The sequence below is a fragment of the Pseudomonas sp. FG13 genome (genome assembly GCF_057809755.1).
Genome location: NZ_JBMDKO010000038.1, coordinates 1 through 15,201, shown reverse-complemented (window position 1 = coordinate 15,201; position 15,201 = coordinate 1). Strand labels below are relative to the sequence as shown.

The following is a 15,201-nucleotide window of genomic DNA, read 5'->3' as shown; positions in this document are numbered from 1 at the left end:
CCGCTGCAGGTTATAGCGTCAAGCCGAGCCCTTTAAGCTCTATTGGCCTTTTGGCTGCGACGAAACTCTCCCGGTGTCTGGCCATTCCAGCGTTTGAAAGCGCGCTGGAATGCCTCGGCTGAAGCGAAGCCCAGCAAGTAGGCGATTTCTCCGAACGCCAGTTCGGTGTCTCGAATATAGGTCATGGCCAGGTCGCGGCGCGTATCATTGAGGATCGCGCGAAATTGCGTGCCTTCCTCTGCCAGTTTGCGGCGCAGTGTCCAGGTCGGCAGCTTCAGGCGCGCCGCCACTTCTTCCAGATCGGGTTCCCGGCCACCGTTGAGCAACGGCCCAAGCAGTTGAGTGATGCGTTCGCGCAGGCTGCGGGTGCGGGTGAGTTGTTCCAGTTCCCGTTCACACAGTTGAACCAAGTGCCGCCAAGTGCTCGGGCAATGCTGCGGGTTGCGTCGGGCAAGGTCATCCAGGCCCAGGCGCAGCTGGTTCTGGTCGGCACCGAACAGGATCGGGCAATCGCCGAGCGTACGGTAGGCTTCCAGGTAAGCCGGTGCCTCGAATTCGATCTCGATGCGCTCGGCCCGTAACGGGGTGCCGCCTACGCTGGACAACTGCTGGAGCCAGCCAGCAACGATCGAATCCACGACGAAACGGTTATAGGCGTTATAGGGGCTGATGGAATAGAACCGCAGCCAGGCGCCCCGGGCGTCCTCGTGAAAACTCGATTGGCCACGATAGTTGGAGCCATACAACGGCTCGAAGCGGATCAAGCAACGTGCCGCTTCGCGTACCGTCGGAGCCTGGGCCGCGGTGACGCCAGCGAGGCCGGCCTGGCTCAAGCGGCTGAGCTGACCCATGCGCAGGCCCAAGGCAGCATCCTGGGTCAGCTGGATCGCAGCGTAACCGAGGCGCATATAGCGTGGAATCGATAATCGGGCCCCGGGCTCGGCCAGGCGTGCGGTGTCGAGACCGTACTGTTCGAGCAGGGGCTGGGGATCCTGGCCATGGCTGGCTACCGCATCGGCCAGGCTATGGACGAAGCCCACGGACAAGTCGCCCAGGCGCATCGGCTTCATGCTCACAACCACAGGTTCAGCAGGCGGGCGCCACGGGCTTCGCCGTCGGGGAAATGCTGGCCGTTGTGGCTGATGAAACTCTGGCCGGCGCTGCCGTTGTCCCAGAACTGGCCGCGTAGAAACACGCTGACACCGCCCTTGGCCTGGCTGATGGGCAGTTGACTGGTCAGCGTCAGGCGGTGCCAGGCCTGGCCTTCGCTCATTTCACCGGGCTTGAGGCTCACCTCGCTCGGTGTGGACAGGCCTTTATAGCCGTTCCAGGGTTTGTTCCAGGTGTCGCGCCCGCTGATGAAGGCGGGGACCGCGATCAGTTGTGCGCCCTGATCGTTGAGCTGTCGGTAGTAACGCGGATACCAACTGTCGCTGCCGATCAGCACGCCCAGGCGCCCGGCGGGGGTATCGACGACGCGGAGGGCGTCCTGGCGGTCGGCCTCCAGCACATCCCGTTGTTCGAACACCGGATGCTGTTGACGCTGGGGCTGCCCGAGCGGTCGACCGTCGCTGCCAAACACCAGGCTGCTGTTGTACAGCGCGCCGCGGCCGATCTTCAGTTCACCTTCGCTGACGCTGGGGTCGGGCAATACGATGGAGCCGGCCACCAGGGTTACGCCGAACTCCCGGGCCAGCCCGCCAAACATGGCCTGGTAGTCGCGGGCCATGGTGTCGGCTTTCATCCGCAGGTACGCATCGTCCAGGCGGTTGTCGCCTTGGGCACCGAACAATCCCCGGATGAACGCCAGCGGGTTGCTGATTGCCAGCCAGTTCATGGCTTCCTTCAAGGTGCCAGCCTGATACAGCTCGTCTTTTTCTCCGCTGATCATCAACCAGGTGCCGATGTGTTCGGGCAGGACCACGACGGTTTTGTCGCTGAGCAACCCCAGGTCGCGAGCGGTTTGCAGGTAGGCCGCCAGTTTGCGGCGTAAATGCCCGGGGTTCTGGTAGTCGGTGGGGAACAGCTCGGGCTGGATGCCCAGCAAGTTGCCTCGATCGGCGGGAACACCCTGGTCGACCGCCAGGTCGATGCGCAGGTCCGAGAGGTAGTGCCCTGTCGGGCGATCCGCCGTCCACAGTGCATAGCTCATCAGGGCGGCAATCAGGGCCAGTGAAAACAGCAGGTACAGAAGTTTACGCATGGAGAGCAGTCAGCGGCCGTGTGCAGTTCTTACGGGGCAGGGTACGGTAAAACCTGAAATTAGCAAAAGAGAAGTCCCTGTGTGGGAGCGAGCCTGCTCGCGATGGCGGTGTGTCAGCCTGCATTGAGCTCGCTGGTCCGGCGCTATCGCGAGCAGGCTCGCTCCCACATTGGGCAATGGTCAGGCTTTCACATTCAGTGACTCTTGGCCTTTCTGATCCGCAGCATGATCACCAACATGATCAACAGCACCGGTGGTGCCATGCCGAGCAATGCTTCGCGCGCCGACAGATCCGCACCCAGCGTATGCAACCCGCTATAGACCAGTTTGAACAGGTTGATCAGGTAGTAGGTGATGGCAATGATCGACAACCCTTCCACCGCACGCTGGATCTTCACCTGTGCATCGGCCCGTGCATTGAGGCTGCGCAGAATCTCCGCGTTCTGGTCTTCCATTTCCACTTGTACCCGAGCCTGGAGCAGGTCACCCAGGTTGGCAACGCTCATGGCCAGTTGTTCCAGGCGTTGCTCGGTCGCCGAGCAGTAGCGCACCGTCGGCTTGAAACGTCGTTCGATAAACACACCCAGTCTCTGGCAGTCGCCCAGATGGCTCTCACGCAACTCACCCAGGCGCTCGAACACCAGTTGGGCGTAGGCCCGGGTCGCGCTGAAACGGTGGCGATTTTTCACCGAACTGCCGACGATCTGGCGAGACAGTTGCGCGATGTCCTCCAGCAAGGCTTTGGCATGCACGCCGCTGGCGTTGGCGTTGCGTTCGGAGAGTGTCACCAGGCTGCGGTCGAACTCGTTCAACTGCGGGTCCAGCGTCTTGGCGATGCTGAGGGACAAGGACGCCATCATGCGATAGGTTTCGATTTCGAGCAGGCGCCGGATCATGCGTCCCTGTCGATAGGCGTTGAGTCGCCGATTGATAAACAGGAAGCGGTTGGTGCCGTCCTCGGTGAGGCGAAAATCGCTCCAGACCACGGCGTCGCCACCCCCCACGCTCGAGCCGCAGGGATCCTTGAAACCGTAGCCGGACAGGTCGAGGCCGTCTTCCGAACGCACCACCACCTGGACCGAATTGATGATCTGTGGAGCGTGACCTTCGATACCTTGCGCCAGGCATTCTGGCAGCGTGGTCCACTGCAATTCGTGACTGGCGGCGGGCACCACCAGGGTCAGGGTGAAGAACTCGGCATGACGTTCCCACTTGAGCGGGTGGCCGTCGATCCGAGTGATGCCCTGGGCGGCTTGATCCACCATGCTGTCGGGACATAGCCGCTCGAGCAGGGCCGTGCATTGGGCGTTATCGCCCAGGAACGCCAGATGGAAGACATGGGCCGGTTCGTCGAAGTACAGCGACGGACGAGCGTGCAGTTCGTTGTGCAGGATCTTTCGCTGGGGATGCATGCTAGCGGCCTGTGTGGTTTGAATTGTTTTTCTGTTCAGCCGCGTGGGCCACTGAGCATAGGACTGGCCCATCCCACCGGGAGTCACCGGGGTTTGCTCCTCCATTGGTACTGGATCGCTGCACATTTAGATCAATAAGTTGTCAGTTTCGGTCATTGAGCGCGGTGGTCCCGGCTTTTAGGCTGTGGGGCATGACTGAGGGAGGCCGCAGAGCTTCCGCATTTTCCGTGATCGCCCGTTGTGGAGTTACCCAATGACCGCCCTTCATTACCCGCATCTGCTGGCCCCGTTGGACCTGGGTTTTACCACGTTGCGCAACCGTGCCCTGATGGGGTCGATGCACACGGGTCTTGAGGAAAAACCCGGTGGTTTCGAGCGCATGGCGGCGTATTTTGCCGAACGTGCCCGTGGTGGCGTGGGCCTGATGGTGACCGGCGGGATCGCGCCGAACGACGAGGGCGGCGTGTACTCCGGCGCCGCCAAGCTGACCACCGAGGAAGAAGCGCTCAAGCACCGGATCGTCACCCAGGCCGTTCACGAGGCCGGTGGCAAGATCTGCATGCAGATTCTCCACGCCGGACGCTACGCCTACAGCCCGAAGCAAGTGGCGCCGAGCGCGATCCAGGCGCCGATCAATCCGTTCAAGCCCAAGGAACTGGACGAGAAAGGGATCGAGAAACAGATCAGCGACTTCGTCACCTGCTCGATGCTGGCCCAACAGGCTGAATACGATGGCGTGGAGATCATGGGCTCGGAAGGTTATTTCATTAACCAGTTCCTGGCGGCCCACACCAACCACCGGACCGACCGCTGGGGCGGCAGCTACGAAAACCGCATGCGCCTGCCGGTGGAAATCGTACGTCGGGTACGCGAGGCGGTAGGGCCGAACTTCATCATCATTTTTCGCCTGTCGATGCTCGACCTGGTGGAAGGCGGCAGCACCTGGGAGGAAATCGTCCAGTTGGCCAAGGCCGTCGAACAGGTTGGCGCGACGATTATCAACACCGGTATCGGCTGGCATGAGGCACGCATTCCCACCATCGCCACCAAGGTTCCCCGGGCGGCATTCAGCAAGGTCACGGCCAAGCTGCGCGGTTCGGTGAGTATTCCGCTGATCACCACCAACCGCATCAATACGCCGGAAGTGGCCGAGCAGATCCTCGCTGAAGGTGATGCCGACATGGTCTCCATGGCACGGCCGTTCCTGGCGGATCCGGATTTCGTCAACAAGGCTGCCGCTGGCCGGGCGGATGAAATCAATACCTGCATCGGCTGCAACCAGGCGTGCCTCGACCACACCTTCGGCGGCAAACTCACCAGTTGCCTGGTGAACCCGCGGGCCTGCCATGAAACCGAGCTCAACTATCTGCCGGTCACCCAGGTGAAGAAAATTGCCGTAGTCGGTGCCGGGCCGGCGGGTTTGTCCGCGGCCACGGTGGCGGCCGAGCGCGGTCATCAGGTGACGCTGTTCGATTCGGCCAGCGAGATCGGCGGGCAGTTCAACGTCGCCAAGCGCGTGCCGGGCAAGGAAGAGTTCTTCGAGACCCTGCGTTACTTCAATCGCAAACTGCAGACCACCCATGTCGAGCTGTGCCTGAACACCCGCGTGGATGTGGAACAATTGGTGGCGGGCGGTTACGACGAGATCATCCTTGCCACGGGGATCGCGCCGCGGCTGCCGGCAATTCCCGGTGTGGAACATGCCAAGGTGCTCAGCTACCTGGACGTGCTGCTGCAGCGCAAGCCGGTGGGCCGCAGCGTGGCGGTGGTCGGGGCCGGGGGAATCGGTTTTGATGTGTCGGAGTTCCTGGTGCACCAGGGCGTCGCCACCAGCCAGGACCGCGAGGCGTTCTGGAAGGAATGGGGAATCGACACCCGGCTCCAGGCACGCGGCGGTGTGGCCGGGATCAAGGCCGAGCCCCATGCGCCGGCGCGGCAGGTGTTCCTGTTGCAGCGCAAGACCTCCAAGGTCGGCGACGGCCTGGGCAAGACCACCGGCTGGATTCACCGCACCGGGCTGAAGAACAAGCAGGTGCAGATGCTCAACGGTGTCGAGTACCTGAAGATCGACGACGAAGGTCTGCACATCCGTATCGGTGACAGCGGCGAGCCGCAGGTGCTGGCCGTGGACAACGTCGTGATCTGCGCCGGCCAGGATCCGCTGCGTGAACTGCAGGAAGGTCTGGAAGCGGCAGGGCAGAGCGTCCACCTCATCGGCGGAGCCGACGTAGCGGCGGAGCTGGACGCCAAGCGGGCCATCAACCAGGGTTCGCGGTTGGCGGCGCAGTTGTAAGGGGGCGCAGATCCCCTGTGGGAGCGAGCCTGCTCGCGATGACGGCGGCACATCCGACATTTCTGTCGACTGGACCACCGCTATCGCGAGCAGGCTCGCTCCCACAGGGGGATGTGGTGAGGCTGAATCTGCGGCCATCCGTGACCGCCTGTTAGAATGCGGGCCTCTTCGCGTCGGGCCTGCTCGCAATGCTTCTTCCTGCCCTTGATTGGCACCCCAACCCTAAACTCGAACTCCTGCATCTGGATTGGCTCACCCGCGCCGGTGTCGAAGTGGCGGCGTTGCGCCTGGACCGGATCGATCCCCTGATCAGCGGCAACAAGTGGTTCAAGCTGGTTCACCATGTGCGCGCCGCACACGAGGCCGGCGCCGAGGGGATCATGAGCCTGGGCGGTGCCTATTCCAACCACCTGCACGCGCTGGCTGCCGCTGGCAAACGCTTTGGTTTTCCAACGGTCGGCCTGCTGCGTGGTCAGCCCCGGGAAACGCCGACGGTGCTCGATCTGCAAGCATTCGGCATGGATCTGCACTGGTTGGGGTACGGCGGTTATCGGGAACGGCATGCCGCGGATTTCTGGGAACCTTGGCAGGCGCGTTACCCCCATCTGCACCCGGTGCCCGAGGGCGGCTCAGGCTTGCCGGGCGCGCAGGGCTGTGTGGCCTGGGTGAGCAGCGCCCGTGAACAACTGGCGGCATTGGGGTGGACGGGCTATCACGGCTGGTGGCTGGCGTGCGGCACCGGCACATCGCTGGCGGGGCTGGTATTGGCCGAAGCGGGCGCGCATCCGGTCCATGGTGTGCTCGCGGTGCCCGAGGACCACGGCGTGGCGCAGCAGGTCGAAAGCATCGTGCGCGAGGCGGGCATTGTCGATCCACGTTATGAGCTGCTCGACGGCAGCCGTGGCGGCTTCGCCCGGGTCGATGCATCACTGAGCGCGTTCATCGATGCCACTGACGCAATCGAACTGGAGCCGCTCTATACCGGCAAGGCGCTGATGATGCTCAAGTCGCAAGTGGAAGCAGGCCGGTTTGCCCAAGGCACGCGCTTGATCTTCGTCCACACCGGCGGCTTGCAAGGCCGCCGGGGGTGGGAGTGAGCGCTGTCAGCCGCGCTTTGGCATCATTCGCAGCAGCGTGTTGTCGCGCACGATGTAGTGGTGATAGAGCCCCGCCAGGGCGTGCAGGCCGATCAACCAGTAGCCGATGGTGCCGCCCAGTACGTGCCAGCCTTCCAGCCGTTTGGCGAAGTCCTTGTCCTGATCGATCAACAGCGGCAGATCGAAACCGTAGAACATCACTTGATGCCCTTCCGCGCTGGTGATCAGCCAGCCCAGCAGCGGCATGGCAATCATGAACAGGTACAGCGCCCAGTGCATCAGGCGCGCAAGGACGGTCTGCCAGACAGGTGAAGCCGGAAAGATGGCCGGTGCCTTGCCCACGCTGCGGGCGAACAGGCGCAGCCAGACCAGCAGGAACACCGTCAGGCCGAGCATGAAATGCGCTTCCTTGATCAAGGTTCGACCGCCGCTGCCCTTGGGGAAGATCCCGCGAAACTCAATGCAGGCATAAACCACAGCCAGCAGCACCAGCATCAACCAGTGCAAGGTCACCGTGACGGTACTGTAGCGGTTTTCGGAATTCTTCCAGGGCATGCGGGGTCTCTCCAGACATCAGGGTAAAGCGCCGTCTCGAGCGGCGTTGTGGTGTTACTTTAAGCCCGTTTCGCTGGGTTTGCATGAGTCAGATCAGGTTTTGTCCGTACGGCCCCGGTTTCCGGCCGCCGGGCCGCCCATCACGGTATTCGGTGCGACGTCAGGGCGTTGTGTCGGGAGGGTTCAGAAGCCAGTCGAACAGCAGCCTGACGTCGGTATTGCCCGGCGCCGGTTTTGACGGCGCCATGACGCGCCCGCCACCGCTATCGATACCGCCCGGGCACAGCACCGGCCGGTCGGGGTCGCCGTCGAGAAAACTGACCAGCACTTCACTGCCGGCCATCAGGCGCGGGCTGTCATGGCGGCTCAACCGCGACATGGGCAAGGGAATGCCTTCGTCATCCGGGCTCCACAAGCTGACACGGACCTGACCGCGCTCATCGGCTACCGCCGGCTGCCCGGCGGGGCCGAGCACGTGCGCCACGTGGTAGCCGGGAATGCTCGGCCTGGGGTGCTTGAGGGCGGGCCTGAACACGGTGGACCAGGGGATGGCCGAGAATTTGTTGCGATAGTCCCTGGCCGACGACACGGACGGCTGACTCGCTTCCAGGATCGAAAACTGGCGCCCGCGATGCTGGACCTCGATGACCAGCCATTGATCGTTGAACGTCGATACCGGGTGCTCGCCGATCTGCACGATATGGCCGCTGCGCAGGGCCGGTTGAGTGCTGTGGCCGTGGATTTCCCGTTGCCGGCAGCGCAGGCGCTCCAGGTTCCGGCGCCCGATCTGATAAGCATGAGCCAACGCGGGGTTGCTCCGCATCGCCTCGTGATCGGTGCCGTTGAACCCATGATTCGCTGCGCTGGTTTCGGCGGGTGTCATTGCCCGCTCGGCGAAGCGGGCGGGCAGGGCAGGCGTCGTCGGGTGATGACGCTGATACAGCCGCTCGAGTGCCGGTTGTTCATCGGCTTGCGTACGCAGTGTCAGCTCGACCGCCGGTGTCGGGAAGCTCTTGGGATCTTCGGCAAACACCAGGACATGGCCGGATGGGGAGTGTTCGAAGTGGTAGTGAATGCCTTCTTGCTCACATAGCCGTTGCAGCAGCTCCAGGTCGCTTTCCTCGTACTGGATACAGAACGGACGGGATGGGTACTGGCCGTGGGGCAGTTCGAAACGGTAGCTGTGAGCGGGCAGCGCGTTGTCGTCCAGCAGCCGTTGCAGCACTTGTACGACGCTGAGCTGATGGAAAACCCGTCGCCTCGGGCCATGTTCCAGGCGCTGGAGATGGGGAACCAGCGTCAGGCGATAGCCGATACGGTGCGGTGCATGGGCGCTCAGGCTGACGCTGTGGACGATGCCATGTACACCGGATTCGCCGTCCAGGCGCAGGAACGCCGCTTGCCCCAGCAGCGTGTCGGGATTGATGGGCGGCGCGAGGCCGATCAGTTCGAGGTCGAAGCGGTACGGCTGGTTGAGGGCCTCTCTACCGCTGAACCGCAGCACTTGCAGGCGCAAGTCGCTTTGCGTGAGTGTCAGGCTGAAGGGGCTTTCCGTGTCGTTGCGCATCGCGGTGCTTACTTGAAGAGAAGAAGCCGCGAGGGTACGAAACCGCGGGGCGAAAGGGTGCTCCCGAATCGCTATTTCGGAAACGGCCTACAGCACGTTGTGAAAATGTCGATTCGTCGGGGCGCATTTTTTGGTCGATCAGCCGGTTTAGGCCGTATAAACTTGCGCCACAGCGCCGGCCGGCAGATGTCTTGGCGCGTCAGACAAGAGAGTGAGTGATGGGCGCACAGTGGAAGGTTAAACACAAAGAGGCGGCTGCCAACGCCAAGGGCAAGATCTTCGGCAAGCTGGTGAAGGAAATCACCATTGCCGCGCGCAACGGTGCCGATGTGGCGACCAATGCACACCTGCGGCTGGTGGTCGAGCAGGCGAAGAAGGCCTCGATGCCCCGCGAGACCCTGGAGCGTGCGATCAAGAAAGGTTCGGGCCAACTCGGCGAAACGGTGCAGTACCACCGTGTGACCTACGAAGGGTTTGCGCCACACCAGGTGCCGCTGATCGTGGAGTGCGTGACCGACAACATCAATCGTACCGTGGCTGAAATCCGCGTCGCGTTCCGCAAGGGCCAGTTGGGCGCTTCGGGTTCGGTGGCCTGGGACTTCAACCATGTCGGCATGATCGAGGCCGCCCCGGACAGCCCTGACGCCGATCCGGAAATGGCCGCCATCGAGGCCGGTGCCCAGGATTTCGAACCGGGCGAAGAGGGTGCCACGCTGTTCATCACCGATGCCGCCGACCTCGATGCCGTGCAGAAAGCGCTGCCGGCCCAGGGCTTTACGGTGTTGTCCGCCAAGCTGGGCTACCAGCCGAAGAACCCGGTCAGCGGCCTGACCGACGAGCAGATGGCCGAGGTCGAAGCGTTCCTTGAAGGCCTCGACAACCACGATGACGTGCAGGATATGTTTGTCGGGTTGGCGGGTTAAAGGGATTCCCTGAAGGGCGAATGTCTTTGTGGCGAGGGCAAAAAGCCCCTCCCCACAAAGACAAGCTGCGTTCGATCAGCCGGTGGTCAAGCAGCCGGCCAATACCCGCTCGATCTCCTCGAACCCCGGCCGCGCCAGCACGTCTGGCTGGCAGCAATGTGCCTTCAACGCCTGTAGCGTTGCAAGCTGCACGTCATCGCTCCCCGGCTCGATCCGCGCCAGCAATTCACCGAGCAGAATCCCGAAGGCCCGCACTTCGATGCGTTGCAATGCGCGGGTCTGCGGGGTGTCTGCGGTGGCGTGGAAAGACGCTGCGCCAAAATCCCCCAGCAGGCATTCGCCCTGGTCGTTGTAAAGGATGTTGTGCCCGTACAAATCCCCGTGGGTGATGCCCTGGCAGTGCAGGTGTGCCGCCACCGAGGCGATGCCCCGGGCGATACGCAAGGCTGCGGTGGCGCTCAAGCGCAACGTGTCGGCATACACATCGCGGGTGCAGGAGGCCAGGCTCGGCAGCCCGGCCAGGTTTCGATAGCTGGGCTCGATCAGCGTCATGACCAGCCCGGCCTGTTCTTCGGGATGTCCGGCGACCTGGCCCAACACTTCAATCAGGTTAGGGTGCCGGCCCGCGGTGATGCAGGCATGCATCTCATGCAGGGGAGAGCCGTCGCTGGTCATCTCGCCCTTGTACATCTTCACCGCGACGTTTCGCGCCGGTTGGCCGGCTGGTTGCCATAGCGCCTGACGGATCACCCCCGAGGCGCCTTCGCCCAACTGTTTTTGCAGGCTCAGTTGCGTCCAGTCGATGGGTGTCGTGCTGTGCAGCGCGGCGTCGTCGGCTTGGGTTTCCAGTGGGTTACCGGCGTAGGCGAGCCAACTGAGGCGGGGCAGTTCCAATAACCATTGCGGCAGATCGACCAATTGATTGGCGGCAATACGCAGCAGCTCAAGTCGGTGACACTGGGCCAGGCTGGCGGGCAATTGCTGCAAACGGTTGCCGGCCAGCATCAGTTTTTGCAGGTGTGGGCGCTGTCCCAGTTCATCCGGCAATTGGCTGATGCGATTGTCCGTGAGGATCAGCCAGCGCAGCAGCGGCGGGAGGGCCGCGGCGGGTACACGTTCGATGCGGTTGGCCTTGAAACCGACCATGGTCAACGCAGCACAACGGCCCAGGCATTCGGGCTGCTCAGTGAAGCGATTGTCCGAGCAGAACAGTACCCGCAGTCGGGTCAGCCGATGCAAGTCGTCGGGCAGGCTCTCCAATTGGTTGCCGCTGAGATTGAGGATCTCCAGGGAGTCCGCCAGGTCGAAGATTTCCTGTGGAAACTGCGTCAGGCCGCAGGCCAGGTCCAACCGGGTAATGCCTGACAGTTGGCCGGCGCGGAGTTGGGCGAGGGTGGTCATGGGAGGGGGCACCATTGATCAAGAGAAGTCCGATGCCACCTAGTTTGTTACAAAACCCTTGTGGCGAGGGGATAAATCCCCCTCACCACAAATGCCAGTTCGGCTAGCGCTCGATACTGCGGCTCCAACGCGCGTTCCACGCCGGACGCTGTTCATTGACCTGGTCCCAGTCCACTGCAATCGCTGTTTCCAGGTATTGCTTCATGGCTTCCACCTGGCCGCGGGTCTTGTCGGTGGTGGGGGTGTTGGGGTTGGACGGGATCTGGTCGCCTTCTTCCAGGGCAATGGCCTGGGCTTCGGGCGCGAGCAGGAAGGCGGCGAGTTTTTGCGCCAGCTCGGGTTGGGTGTTGTGGGCGATGGCGCATTCGGCGACGTTGAGCACCACCGCGCCTTCCTTCGGCTGCGCGTATTCCACGGGCATGCCTTTGAGTTTCAGCGCAGTCACTTGGGTTGGCGTCAGCGGGAACAGCGCCGCTTCGTCGGTCTGCAGCATTTCGGAGATCTTCGCCGAGCTGGGAATGTATTCCAGCACGTTGCGTCCCACGGTGTTCGGCCAGGCCTTGAAGCCCGGTTCGACGTTGGTCTCGTTACCACCCTGGATCCGGTTGAACATCAGGAAACCGTGCAGGCCGAAGGTGGACGAGGCCACGGACTGGAACACCAGTTTGTCCTTGAAGCGCGGGTCGGCCATGTCCATCCAGGAGGTCGGTGCGCTCCAACCTTTTTCCTTGAACAGGCGGGTGTTGTAGGCGAGCCCTGTCACACCCAGGCTGACGGCCACGGCTTGATCCTTGATACGGCCCTTGGCGGGGATTTGCGCCAGGGTCGGGCTGTCTTCGAGTTTGTCGCAGAGCCCCATGGAAATGGCGCGGTACATGATGCCGTCATCCAGGAACATGACGTGCATCTGTGGGTTGTCTTTGCTGGCCTGCACTTTCGCCAGGATGTCCGCCGAGGTCCCGGGCACGATCACCACTTTGACGTTGTTGGCTTTCTCGAAGGCCGGCAAGACCTTGTCGGCATAGAGCCGCTCCATGGTGCCGCCGTTCATGCCCAGGTAAAGCGTTGGCTCGGCGTGTGCCTGGCCGACAGCGAGCAGTGTGCTCAAGCAGGAAAAGCCCAGCAGTGCAGTGCGTTTGACGTTATTCATGGCGCGACCTTCCTCTATCAAGAAACGGAGATGGAGTGAAACCGGGTGATGGAAAACGCATCCAGCGGCGTTTTCGATTCGCCGCAACAGATGATTTCGGTGAGCGCCTGGCCCACCGCCGGGCCGATCTGGAAGCCCGCTCCGGCAAAGCCGAACGCATGCAACAGGCCGGGTTGGGTGCTGCTGTGCCCGATCACCGGCTGGCGATCGGGCAGGTAACCTTCGGTGCCACTCCAGGTGCGAATCGCCTGGGCGCCCTCAAGGAACGGGTAGAGCTCGACCGCCTGGCGCAAAATCTCGATCACGGCATTCTGGCCGGGCCGGGCGCGAGCGTCGTCCAGGGCAAACCCCTGGCCGCCGCCCAGTACGCAGTTGCCGCGCGCAACCTGGCGCGCGTAAATCCCGCCGCCTTCCACGCCAGTACTGGCATCCATCACCAAGGGCAAGGGCTCGGTGACCAGCATCGCCGGGTGTCCGGCATACATGGGCACGGTTTCGCCGAACTGTGTGGCGAAATGGCTGGCCCAGGCGCCGGCGCAGTTCAGCAGCCAGGGCGCGCGGAGCGTCAGGCCGGTTTCGGTTTGTACGGTAAAGCGCTGGCCGTCGTGCTCCACCAGGCTGACTGGACACTGCTCGTGAACCTGGGCGCCATGGCGGCGGGCGGCTTGGGCAAAGGCCGGGGACACCAGTCGTGGATTGGCGTGACCGTCGTCCGGGCAAAGCGAGGCGCCGACAGCCACCGCACCCACCCAGGGAAAACGCGCGTGCAGCGCCTGGCGATCCAGCAGCTGCAAATCGAGGCCAAAGCCCTGACTGCTGGCGGCGTATTCTTGCAACGCACGCATGTCCTCGGCGCTGCGGGCCAGTTTCAGGTGGCCGCTGCGCTGATATTCACCATCAATGCCGATCAACTGGGGCAACTGGCTCCAGATTTCGTGGGCCCGTTGCGACAGGGGCAGTTGAGACAAGGGCCGCCCCTGGCGTCGTACACCGCCATAGTTCACTCCGCTTGAGTGCGAGCCGCAGAAGTCCCGTTCCAGCAGGGCCACCCGACGCCCGGCCTTGCTCAGGAACAGCGCGGCCGACGAACCGACGATGCCACCGCCGATAATCACCACGTCGACTTCGATCATGGCTCGACCTCCAGGCCAAACGGTACGGGTTTGACTGGCGCCTGGGCCCGCAAGCGACCGATGCCGCAAATGGGCCGTCCACTTTCGCTGGCAATGATTTCCGCCGCCGCGACGGCGCACATTCTTCCCTGGCAACGCCCCATGCCGACGCGGCAATGGGCCTTGACCCGGTTGATCTCCCAATGGCCTTCGCCGATCACCCGACGGATGTCGCCGGCGCTGACTTCTTCGCAACGGCAAATCATCAGTTCGTCAGCCGCGTCGGCGGCCCAGCTTTGCGGGAAGGCAAAGGCACGTTCCAGGCCTTGGCGGAAATGGCCGATGCGTTCGAGTTCTTTTTCCAGCTGGGTGCAACGCTGCTGATCGACTCGATAACCGCTGTCCTCGAGCAAGGCCAGGGCGGCGCGTTCGCCGGCTTTTTCGGCGGCGTCGGCGCCCATGATCCCCGCGCCGTCCCCCGCGAGGTAGACACCGGCCACGCTGCTGCGGCCGGCGCTGTCGCGCTGGGGTAGCCAGGCGCGGTTGAGGGCATTCCAGGTGAATTCGCAGCCCAACAGGTCGGCCAGTTGGGTTTCGCTACGTAAGCCGTGGGCGAAGGCCACCGCGTCGCAGTCGAGGGTTTGCTCGCCTTTTGCATTGTGCCATTTCAACGACTGCACCCGGCGTTCACCGTCAATGCGCGACAGACTCGCGCCTTGATGAACGGCGATGCCATGGGCGGTCAGCCAGCCCCGGTAGTAGAGGCCCTTGGCGAGCGTGGTCGGTTGCGCCAGCAGGCCGGGCAGGGCGCGGGCCTGGGCGCCCAAGGGGGAGCTGTCGAGCACGGCGACCACATTGGCGCCGGCCTTGGCGTATTGATAGGCCACCAGATAAAGCAACGGGCCGCTGCCGGCGAACACCACGCGCTCACCGATGGCGCAGCCCTGGAATTTCAGGGCGATCTGCGCGGCGCCGAGGCTGTACACCCCCGGCAACGTCCAGCCCGGTACGGGCAGGATCCGGTCGGTGGCGCCGGTGGCGACGATCAGCTTCGAGTATTCCAGCCGGGCGGCACGCCTCTCATGCAAGGTGTCGAGCAGGCCGGCTTCGGCGTTCCACACCAGGGTGTCGGGACGATAGTCGAGCTGGTCGCGCAACTCATCGATGGTCTGGTGGATCGAGCGGGCCTTGTGCGCTTCGAAGCCATACAGTTTGACAGGCGAGCGCTTGAAATTGGCCGGTTGCCGCCGATAGATCTGCCCGCCACCGCGCAAGGCTTCATCCAGCAGGACAGGGTACGCGCCGTGGGCGACCAGGGTCTGGGCAGCACGGATTCCGGCGGGGCCGGCGCCGATGATGGCGATTGTTTTCATGATTGCCTCATCGACAAGATCGGGGGACATGTGGCGCTGTCGAAGGCGCTATCGCGAGCAGGCTCGCTCCCACAGTGGAGCGGTGCGGAACGCCGATTTTGTGACCGTCGCAGAA

12 protein-coding genes are annotated in these 15,201 nt (G+C 63.2%); 3 read left to right on the top strand and 9 right to left on the bottom strand.

Annotation, left to right across the window (positions count from 1 at the left end; genetic code table 11):
• Positions 1-32 precede the first annotated feature (32 nt).
• The 3 genes from ACODTO_RS22925 to ACODTO_RS22915 all read right to left on the bottom strand — a co-directional run bounded on the left by ACODTO_RS22925 (position 33) and on the right by ACODTO_RS22915 (position 3,615).
• A complete protein-coding gene (locus ACODTO_RS22925) occupies positions 33-1,061 on the bottom strand; it encodes an AraC family transcriptional regulator (RefSeq protein ID WP_217505288.1) in 1,029 nt (342 codons plus the stop codon).
• An 11-nt stretch (positions 1,062-1,072) separates the two neighbouring features.
• The gene (locus ACODTO_RS22920) at positions 1,073-2,203 is read right to left on the bottom strand and encodes a carbon-nitrogen hydrolase family protein (protein ID WP_139641713.1); all 1,131 of its coding nucleotides are present in this window, start codon (positions 2,201-2,203) and stop codon (positions 1,073-1,075) included.
• Positions 2,204-2,397: 194 nt separating this feature from the next.
• Entirely contained in the window at positions 2,398-3,615 is a 1,218-nt protein-coding gene (locus ACODTO_RS22915) for a DUF3422 domain-containing protein (protein WP_489107093.1), read from the bottom strand.
• Between the two features lie 253 nt (positions 3,616-3,868).
• Between ACODTO_RS22915 and ACODTO_RS22910 the strand changes: the two genes are divergently transcribed.
• Positions 3,869-5,908 (top strand): oxidoreductase, encoded by a 2,040-nt coding sequence (locus ACODTO_RS22910; RefSeq protein ID WP_489107092.1) that lies wholly within the window; start codon positions 3,869-3,871, stop codon positions 5,906-5,908.
• Positions 5,909-6,096: 188 nt separating this feature from the next.
• A complete protein-coding gene (locus tag ACODTO_RS22905; RefSeq protein ID WP_489107091.1) occupies positions 6,097-7,005 on the top strand; it encodes a 1-aminocyclopropane-1-carboxylate deaminase/D-cysteine desulfhydrase in 909 nt (302 codons plus the stop codon).
• A 6-nt stretch (positions 7,006-7,011) separates the two neighbouring features.
• Here the strand turns inward: ACODTO_RS22905 and ACODTO_RS22900 are convergent, their stop codons facing one another.
• Together ACODTO_RS22900 and ACODTO_RS22895 are read right to left on the bottom strand one after the other, a co-directional pair.
• Positions 7,012-7,560 (bottom strand): cytochrome b, encoded by a 549-nt coding sequence (locus ACODTO_RS22900; RefSeq protein WP_139641721.1) that lies wholly within the window; start codon positions 7,558-7,560, stop codon positions 7,012-7,014.
• Between the two features lie 160 nt (positions 7,561-7,720).
• Complete coding sequence (locus ACODTO_RS22895; protein WP_175361251.1) at positions 7,721-9,127, bottom strand: type VI secretion system Vgr family protein; 1,407 nt, start codon at positions 9,125-9,127, stop codon at positions 7,721-7,723.
• Between the two features lie 218 nt (positions 9,128-9,345).
• Between ACODTO_RS22895 and ACODTO_RS22890 the strand changes: the two genes are divergently transcribed.
• Positions 9,346-10,050 (top strand): YebC/PmpR family DNA-binding transcriptional regulator, encoded by a 705-nt coding sequence (locus tag ACODTO_RS22890; protein WP_047703746.1) that lies wholly within the window; start codon positions 9,346-9,348, stop codon positions 10,048-10,050.
• Positions 10,051-10,125: 75 nt separating this feature from the next.
• Here ACODTO_RS22890 and ACODTO_RS22885 read toward each other — a convergent pair whose 3' ends face one another.
• The 4 genes from ACODTO_RS22885 to ACODTO_RS22870 form a co-directional block, all read right to left on the bottom strand.
• Positions 10,126-11,451: a leucine-rich repeat-containing protein kinase family protein gene (locus ACODTO_RS22885; protein ID WP_489107090.1), complete on the bottom strand. Its 1,326-nt coding sequence runs from the start codon at positions 11,449-11,451 to the stop codon at positions 10,126-10,128.
• A gap of 103 nt (positions 11,452-11,554) precedes the next feature.
• Entirely contained in the window at positions 11,555-12,601 is a 1,047-nt protein-coding gene (locus ACODTO_RS22880) for an ABC transporter substrate-binding protein (protein ID WP_139641727.1), read from the bottom strand.
• Positions 12,602-12,618: 17 nt separating this feature from the next.
• Entirely contained in the window at positions 12,619-13,734 is a 1,116-nt protein-coding gene (locus tag ACODTO_RS22875; RefSeq protein ID WP_489107089.1) for an NAD(P)/FAD-dependent oxidoreductase, read from the bottom strand.
• Positions 13,731-15,086 carry an FAD/NAD(P)-dependent oxidoreductase gene (locus ACODTO_RS22870; RefSeq protein ID WP_489107088.1) on the bottom strand — a complete coding sequence of 452 codons (1,356 nt, stop codon included), beginning with the start codon at positions 15,084-15,086 and terminating at the stop codon, positions 13,731-13,733. The genes ACODTO_RS22875 and ACODTO_RS22870 overlap by 4 nt, the downstream gene beginning before the upstream one ends.
• Positions 15,087-15,201 lie beyond the last annotated feature (115 nt).

Coding starts and splice junctions, on each gene's coding strand:
- ACODTO_RS22885 (WP_489107090.1), bottom strand. CDS start 11,451: ATGACCACCCTCGCCCAACTCCGCGCCGGCCAACTGTCAGGCATTACC.
- ACODTO_RS22880 (WP_139641727.1), bottom strand. CDS start 12,601: ATGAATAACGTCAAACGCACTGCACTGCTGGGCTTTTCCTGCTTGAGC.
- ACODTO_RS22890 (WP_047703746.1), top strand. CDS start 9,346: ATGGGCGCACAGTGGAAGGTTAAACACAAAGAGGCGGCTGCCAACGCC.
- ACODTO_RS22895 (WP_175361251.1), bottom strand. CDS start 9,127: ATGCGCAACGACACGGAAAGCCCCTTCAGCCTGACACTCACGCAAAGC.
- ACODTO_RS22900 (WP_139641721.1), bottom strand. CDS start 7,560: ATGCCCTGGAAGAATTCCGAAAACCGCTACAGTACCGTCACGGTGACC.
- ACODTO_RS22910 (WP_489107092.1), top strand. CDS start 3,869: ATGACCGCCCTTCATTACCCGCATCTGCTGGCCCCGTTGGACCTGGGT.
- ACODTO_RS22905 (WP_489107091.1), top strand. CDS start 6,097: ATGCTTCTTCCTGCCCTTGATTGGCACCCCAACCCTAAACTCGAACTC.
- ACODTO_RS22870 (WP_489107088.1), bottom strand. CDS start 15,086: ATGAAAACAATCGCCATCATCGGCGCCGGCCCCGCCGGAATCCGTGCT.
- ACODTO_RS22875 (WP_489107089.1), bottom strand. CDS start 13,734: ATGATCGAAGTCGACGTGGTGATTATCGGCGGTGGCATCGTCGGTTCG.
- ACODTO_RS22925 (WP_217505288.1), bottom strand. CDS start 1,061: ATGCGCCTGGGCGACTTGTCCGTGGGCTTCGTCCATAGCCTGGCCGAT.
- ACODTO_RS22920 (WP_139641713.1), bottom strand. CDS start 2,203: ATGCGTAAACTTCTGTACCTGCTGTTTTCACTGGCCCTGATTGCCGCC.
- ACODTO_RS22915 (WP_489107093.1), bottom strand. CDS start 3,615: ATGCATCCCCAGCGAAAGATCCTGCACAACGAACTGCACGCTCGTCCG.